The organism is Polaromonas sp. P1_E1_2, assembly GCF_056406035.1.
The window spans coordinates 1-7,407 of sequence record NZ_JBFUAZ010000167.1 but is presented as its reverse complement, the minus strand read 5'-3'; the positions used below and the strand labels follow the sequence as shown (position 1 = coordinate 7,407).

Sequence of the window (7,407 nt, the reverse complement as noted above, 5' to 3'; positions counted from 1 at the left end):
GAAAAAAGCCGCACGGCGCGTATCAAGGCGCACATTTGCCGACCACTGGCTGCTGCTGATGCGGTATCGCATGGTCGCTCCCGGCAGTATTCCGACGGGCCCAAGCTGCAGCATCCTGAGCCAGACGTCAAGGTCGCCGCTCGGGCCGAACAGTTCCCCACGCCAGCTCTTGATGTTCTGCTGATAAACGTTGGTGCGCGCCATCACGCTGGGACAGATCAGGAAATTGGAGTGCTTGAGAATCGCCCTGAAGACCTCAGGAAAATGATGCAGCGGGCCAGTGGCCGCCAATTCGGGGGGCTGTTGGATCGCACCGATGAGGCGGTTGTCCTCATCGATCAGCAGTGCTTGTGTAAACGCTGCTCCGGCTTGTGGGTGCGCCTCGAGAAATGCGACCTGTGACGCGACCATATCTGATTCGTAGATATCGTCCGCATGGTAAATCGCGGTGTATTTCCCCGTTGCCAGTTCGATGCAACGATTGAAATTGCCTTCGCCACCGATATTGACCGCGTTGCGGTAGAGCGTGATGCGGCTGTCAGAAAATCCTTCGACAACTGCGATCGTGCTGTCGGTCGAATGATTGTCGACCACGTGAATTTTGAGGTTCCCGTAACTCTGGTTTAGCACCGAATGCAAAGTGGCTGCGACGGTTTTTTCCGCGTTATAAGTCGGGATGCAGATGCAGACCAGTGGCAGTGTATTGTCAGGCATCGATGAGTCCCATCCTGGCGAACGCGTGTCGAAAGCGGTGGCCGAAGGTGTGCTCCGCAAGAGTCCGGGCATAACCGGCATCGGCGATGCTTTCTCGCAGTGCAGTCTCTGCAAGATAAAGCGCAACCTTTTGCTGAAGGTCGTCGGGGTCCAGGTAGATGGCGATCTCTGTGCCTATACCGTAGTGCCGTTCCAGTCCCTCAACGTAGTACGAGAGCTGAAACCCGCCAGTGCCGTTAATCTCGAAATGACGGGCCTTGATCTGTTCGACGGACTTCGGCGAGCGGATGCGATTGACCAGACCGCGCGGGGACGACAGCAGGTAACGCGCGTCCCAGGAGGTCGAGTTCGACATATTCAGGTTGATGCGGCTTTCATTGAACAGCTGGACCATCTCCTCGTGCGACACGATGCCGCCTGGCCAGCGGTACCCGGCAACTTTGACATTGAACCCCGCTCTGCGCAGGCGATTGATGAGCCATTCGCGATAGGGGTGCCAGGCACCTACAAACGACACGTCGTATATTTTTTCGACAGACGCTTTTCGGTAAATGCTGTTGTTGCAGCCGAACGGGAAATAGATCACATTTTCCWGGCCCAATGCTCGGTATTTCCGCTCACCATATACGTCGGGTGTTGTGAAGAAATCGAACTGTGGCGCCCAGTAGCGGGAAAATTCGACGCGCCAGGTGTCGTCGTGAAAAAAGCACAGTGTGCATGTGAGCTGTTTCATCGCCTTGATCGTGTCCGGCTCGAACTGATCGGTGTAAAGCGAGAACATCGCGAAGTCAGGCCTGGACGCCGCCGCGACCTCGAGCAGCTTGCGGTTCATGGCTGGCTTGCCCAGGTGCTGAATCTCGGTCATGTAGTCAAACAACACGACCTCGTGTCCGAGCGCCAGCAGGCTCTGGTAAAAATTGTAGTACTCGTACGAATGACCGCGCGTCGGGTCTCCATAGTCATACGACATGCAAACAAGGAGGATTTTCATGAAACTTTGTCGTGCCTTGGCAAATATGGATAAAGCAGCCAGTAGAACATCGGCAGAAAGGCCAGCCCGGTGACAACGATCAACACACCCGCCGCAATGATGCCCTGGCTGTTCATGGCCCACCGGCCGGCCGTCGCAAGCAGCATCAGGCCAGCGCCCATTGCGGTGCCTTTGAACAGCATACGCAATGGCAGCCGCATGTCGAGCGCGACGATCATCAGGTAGTGCATGGCGACCAACATGCCGACGCCGGCCAGCGAGCGCGCCAGACCCACGCCATGCGCACCCATGCCAGGCGCCAGAAACTTGATCAGCACGATGCAGATGACCGCGCCGAGCAGGTTCGGCAGCAGCAGCAGACGGGTCTTCATCTTGGCGTGGGCCGACATGCTGTAGACGCCAGCAACAACGCGTGCACCTTCTGCCAGGACGCCCCAGATCACGAACTGCGATGCCGATTGGTATGCCGGGCCCACCATGAATCGCGTCAACTCCGGCGCCAGACTGATCAACAAAAAGGTTACGAGCATCAGCGAGGGCAGGATCGCGCCAGCATATTTATTCCAGGCGGCGGACTGTTCCTCGATCGTGCTGGTGCTGACCCGCTTGTAGAAACGCGGCTGGAAGTAGGTTGTCAGCACCGATTCGAACGCGGCCATCAGCCCTGCGCTGATTCCGTAGCCTGCGACAAACAGGCCGAGTGCGGCCAAGCCCAGCGAGTCGGCGACGAAAAAGCGGTAGCCTTGCGTCTGCAGCCAATTAAACCCGACCGAGATTGCAACCGGCCAGGCGAAGTCGAACAGCAGCTTGAGGTGCGAGCGCGACAGTTTGTCTGCGGGCTGCTCCGGGCTGAGTTTGTCGAAAAACAACTTGACGCCAATGATCGCGAACACCGTCTGGCCGATCAGCAAGCCGAGCAACCAGTATTCAGCTGTCGGTGCGAAGGATTCGACCAGCGCATAGGCGCTCGCCAGGCCCACGCCGATTGTTGCGAGCGTGAGGACGATAAAACGCCCGCGCAACTCCAGCAGGTTCAGCGATGGGATTGCGGTCTGGTTGATCGTGTTGAACAACAGCGAGCCACAGACCAGCACCAGCAGCCACGCGGTATTGAACTGGAAGCCGAAGGCGTGGATTTTGTTGAGCACGCCGAGCGTCAGCGCCGCGAACAGGCAGACACCAAGAAGATAGATCCAGTGCAGCTTGAGGTAGTGTTTGGCGCGGCCGAGTTCATCCCAGGCGTGAAACCTCCGATTGATGAACATACCAATCGGGTTGACGAGGAAAAGCGCAAAAAAGGCTGTGGCGGCGGTGATCAGCGAGAGACGGCCCATTTCGCTAGGTGGCAAATAAGTCGTAGCCACCCGCATGACCAAAAGGAGCAGGATGAATTGGGCGGCACGCCCGAAGATGATTACAAGCACGTTCTATTCCCGGTCATAGAGCAACGACGGAAGTCGCAGATGCATCGCCGGCAGGTGGCCCCGGTTGCTTCTGAAAAACCAGGGCGTGATCGACAATTTGGGAGAATTCTTCTGGAATCGCCTTCTTGCCGTTCTTCCAGTATTTGCCGGAATCGGCGTTACTGTAGTAGTCCGCAATCATCTCATAGCCCTGGCCGCGCATCAGTTGAGCCAGCCGTTCGACGCTGAGCAATACAACCGGGATCCGCCCGCAAAAACCTTTGACGGTCGTGACGTTTTGCATGGTGTAGGCCACAGGCTGATTGCCCCCGGGGGCCGGATGGCGGGATACGATGATGAACCTGGCCTGGCTGCGACACAGCAGTGCCAGCGTTGCTTCGTAATCTAGACAATACTGGAGCGTACTTGAAACGTTAAGTACGTCTATCTTGGCGCTGTGTGTCAACAGCGATTCAAAATCAGTTGAAAAAGACACGCCATCTGCGCCGAACAACCTGGTTCCGAGTGCGCAGTTGGCGGAGCTGTCGACGACCGTGAAATCAAGCTGCCTGCCCCCTTTATTTTGCGTTTTCAGGGCCGGCCAATACATACCCACGCCGCCACCGAAATCGACGATGCGACAAGAGGCTGCGTGATCACCGGCGGGCGCGATCGATGCGATCAGCGAAAGGCACATCTCGTTCATGTCTTGGTGACTGACACCGYCGACGCGGGAGTGAGCCCTTTCGGAAACATAAGAAATCCAGTTCGGGTGCTCGAATGGATTGTCATTTGACGGCTGTAGCTCCGCTGCATCCCGATAGAGGCCGTCATAAATCGGTCGTTCCGGCTTCAGCCGCTGCAAGGCTCCGCGCGCCAATACGAAAAGAATGGGCGGCAGAATTTGTTTGATCAGATGTTTGAGCATGGGTGTCTCATGACTGGCTAAGTCTGCGAAGCCGGCGTTTCCACGTTCGAATTCCAGGTCTGCGGGCCGTCGTAGAGTAACGAGGAAATGTTCACGCCGGACTTGTATCCCGGGTCAATTTCCCGCAGATTCGCGATGTAGCGGTAGCCCAAGCCATCCAAGGTGAAGTTGCAGACGCCGAATTCTCTGACGGATGGCAGCAGATGAAATAGGAAAATCGGCTGACAGCCGAAAAAGAAAGCATCGAACATCGCCGCGCCCATGGTTCCAACGACAACCCCAGGCCTTATTTGCTCCATGGCAGTGTTGCTGGAGATCGCGTTATCGATGAGATGAATATTGGAATGCTGAGCAGCCAGCGCAGTGTAGAAGCTGCACACTTCGTTTTGAGCGGCCCAATCTCCCGGGTGAATTTTCAGGTGAACCTCCGAAAAAGCTGCGGCCAACACGCGCAGGGCTTCTGCGGAGATTGCAAGCTCTTCGGTTTTCAGGCCAAAAGCGTCGAGATTGTTGGCGAAGAAGATCGCAACCTGATCATTCTTTGGCAAAAACGACTGTTCGGACACCAAAAAATGCCGATAACCGCGAATCTCCACGGGCCGATCGATAGGCAGGCGCATTCTCGAATAGATGGCATTGAGGTATTTCTCGCGTATTCGGACATACATCCGGCCTTCGAATCCTTTTTTGGCATAGGCCGGTATACCCAATGCCTTGAAGGCAAAGTTGTAAAGGACCAGGAATAACCGGTCGGTCCACGAAAGATGCCGGTCGTGGAAGCTGCTGTTGTTGAAATAAAACCCAATGCCTTCGTCGTAGAGATAAACCTGTCCACCAGCGTGCCGCATCTGCGCGGCTAGAAATGCGTTGTTGATTTCATATTCCGTTGTGATGACAAGCAAGTCTCCCGACCGGAACTGAAAGCGGTGCTTTAGCCGTATCTGGTGAAAATATGCCTTCAAGTAACTTATTGGATTCTTGAAGCTGAGGCCGGAACATAGCGGATGGACGTCCACCGGCTCAAGAGCGAAGCCTAGCGACCCTGCCAACTGGTTGCGCGGTGACCGGTGTGAAATGAACGTCACGCCGGACTTGGGAAGCCGATTCTCTTCTATGATCGACAACGCCAGGTTGGTGTGATGGTCGTTGTCGATTGAGAAATAAACCATACGTGTGYAAAGCCGGTGAGAGTGGTGATGGGGGTTGGTGGTTGATGCCATCGCAGCGCTGAACGGCCCGTGGGACGCTGCTACCAGACCGACCTTCCTCCGTCCATCACGATATTTTGGCCATTCATATACGAAGAGGCGTCCGAACAGAGGAATTGCACGGCGGCACGGTACTCGTCGCCAGCCGCCATGCGGCCCAACGGGATCAATGCGCTGAGCCGGGTCACGAACTCTTCGCCCTGGCCATTGAACACACCGCCCGGAGAAATTGCATTGGCGCGCACGCCCTGTTCTGGCCAGTAGGTTGCGAGGTAACGCGTCAAGCCGATCAGGCCAGCCTTGATGACGGAGTAAGTAACCGGTTTGACGGGYTGCAGATGCTCGGGCAGTCCCGGTTTKCGATACAGGCGYTGGTCCGGCGAGAACACCGAAAGGTCTGAYGCGATGTTCAGGATTACGCCGCCYTTGYCGTCRGCGGCCATCGCAGTGCCGAAGACCTGGCTGCACAGGAACGCGCCGGTCAGCCCGACCGCGAYTTGCAGATTCCATTGATCGATCGGAAAGTTCTCGAGACGAGAGCTTTCGACCATGCCGGCGCCAGCCGTAACCTTGGGGTCAATCGCCGCGTTGTTGACCAAAATGTCTATCCGTTGTCCGGCAGCCGCGAGTCGCGCGGATAGCGCGGCGACCGCTTCCGGGTTCGAAACATCGAGGATCGCCGTGTGGATGCGGTCGATTTCCGCTGTGCCCGCGAGAAATTCCCTAGCCGACGCGAGTGCGTCCTCGCCGATGTCGGTAAGCACCACGCTCGCGCCGCTTTCGAGCAGGGCCGCAGCGTGTTGCCGGCCGAGCAAGCCTGCGGCACCCGTGATCAGCGCGGTTTTTCCCGTGAGATCGAACTTTTTGAATGCGGTAGTCATGGGTGTTCCTTCGAGTTGCCGCTATGCGCGGACCTGGCCGCCGTCGAGTGTCCAGACTGCACCGGTTGCAAAACCCGAGCGTGGTGAGGCGAGGTACGCCGCCAGTTGACCGATGTCCTGCGGCGTACCGAGGCGCGCCAGTGCGACGTTGGCGGCCAGCATTGACTGCACGCCATTTGCATCGGCTGCCAGTTTTCTGTCCCACACGGAGCCGTCAAACAGAATGTTGCCGGGTGCTATCGCATTGATGCGCACACCCTGGGCGCCGAGTGGTCGGGCAATGCCGCGCACGTAGGCGTGCAATGCGGCTTTGGCAGCAGAATAGGTAACCGGTGCACCCGGAATGACCTCGAGCCCGCAGATCGACGAGATGCAGATCACAGCGCCGCGCGAAGCGGCGAGCGCGGTACGCGCTGCCTCGACCGTATGGGTGACGCTCCAGAGGTTTAGTGCGAACACGCGTTGCCATTCCTCGGGAGTCTCCAGGCCTGGTGCCACCGAACGGCCGCTACCGACATTGCAAACCAGAATGTCGAGCCTGCCGAGCGCCCGGGTCGCTTCATCGACAACCTGTCGTGCCTGGCCTGCGTCGGAGACATCGCCCGCGACAGCCGCCGCGGATTTCAGGGTCATAGATGCCAACTTCAAGGCATCGGCGTCGCGTCCGTTTATCGCGACCCTACAGCCCTCGGCTTGCAGCGCCTCGGCAATGGCCCGGCCGATTCCGCGTGAGGAACCGGTGACCAGGGCTGTTTTGCCGTTGAGTTCAAGCTCCATGGCGTGCTATCCAGTTGACAGCCATGTCGCGGTAGCGGCAAAGCGCGCCCGCATGGTCGCCGTCATGTGCCCGGGCGGTTTGCAGGATGTAATTGCCTTTGTAGTCAACTTTTGCGAGTGCCGAAAAAACAGTTTCGAAATCAGCGCTGCCTGTGCCAAGTGGCACCGTGGTACCGCCGAGCACGCGATCTTTGATATGCACGTTGACGATGCGATGGCCGTAGGCCGCGATTTCGTCGGCAGGCCGCATGCCGAGCCCAGCGCTGTTGCCAATGTCGTAGTTCACGCCAAACAATGCTGGATCGAGCCGGTCGATGAAACGTGCGAGCTCGGACGGCCCGAAATCCGACTCAAAGACCACCTGCACGCCAAGTTCGGCCAGCAGCGGGGCGTGAGCCTGCAGCACGGAGACCAGTCGGTCTTCCTGAGCGCGTGTCGCCAGGCTGCCGTTGTCGACCAGTGGCAGGACCATCATGACGATGCCGACCGCGGAACAAGCCTTGGC

Annotated in this window: 8 protein-coding genes; all 8 read right to left on the bottom strand. The window is 57.7% G+C overall.

Going from position 1 to position 7,407, the window contains the following annotated elements:
- On the bottom strand, window positions 1-714 hold a 714-nt coding region (locus AC1D1P_RS10120), incomplete at its 3' end, for a glycosyltransferase (RefSeq protein WP_477672874.1).
- Complete coding sequence (locus AC1D1P_RS10115; protein WP_477672873.1) at window positions 707-1,705, bottom strand: CgeB family protein; 999 nt, start codon at window positions 1,703-1,705, stop codon at window positions 707-709. The genes AC1D1P_RS10115 and AC1D1P_RS10120, both read right to left, overlap by 8 nt.
- The gene (locus AC1D1P_RS10110) at window positions 1,702-3,129 is read right to left on the bottom strand and encodes a lipopolysaccharide biosynthesis protein (protein WP_477668524.1); all 1,428 of its coding nucleotides are present in this window, start codon (window positions 3,127-3,129) and stop codon (window positions 1,702-1,704) included. The genes AC1D1P_RS10115 and AC1D1P_RS10110 overlap by 4 nt, the downstream gene beginning before the upstream one ends.
- A gap of 13 nt (window positions 3,130-3,142) precedes the next feature.
- Window positions 3,143-4,036: a methyltransferase, TIGR04325 family gene (locus tag AC1D1P_RS10105; RefSeq protein WP_477672872.1), complete on the bottom strand. Its 894-nt coding sequence runs from the start codon at window positions 4,034-4,036 to the stop codon at window positions 3,143-3,145.
- 17 nt (window positions 4,037-4,053) lie between these two features.
- The gene (locus tag AC1D1P_RS10100) at window positions 4,054-5,205 is read right to left on the bottom strand and encodes a polysialyltransferase family glycosyltransferase (protein WP_477672871.1); all 1,152 of its coding nucleotides are present in this window, start codon (window positions 5,203-5,205) and stop codon (window positions 4,054-4,056) included.
- An 80-nt stretch (window positions 5,206-5,285) separates the two neighbouring features.
- Window positions 5,286-6,125 carry an SDR family oxidoreductase gene (locus AC1D1P_RS10095; RefSeq protein ID WP_477672870.1) on the bottom strand — a complete coding sequence of 280 codons (840 nt, stop codon included), beginning with the start codon at window positions 6,123-6,125 and terminating at the stop codon, window positions 5,286-5,288.
- Window positions 6,126-6,146: 21 nt separating this feature from the next.
- Window positions 6,147-6,902 carry an SDR family NAD(P)-dependent oxidoreductase gene (locus AC1D1P_RS10090; protein WP_477672869.1) on the bottom strand — a complete coding sequence of 252 codons (756 nt, stop codon included), beginning with the start codon at window positions 6,900-6,902 and terminating at the stop codon, window positions 6,147-6,149.
- Window positions 6,892-7,407: sugar phosphate isomerase/epimerase family protein (locus AC1D1P_RS10085; protein ID WP_477672868.1), on the bottom strand; the 516-nt coding region annotated here is incomplete at its 5' end. The genes AC1D1P_RS10085 and AC1D1P_RS10090, both read right to left, overlap by 11 nt.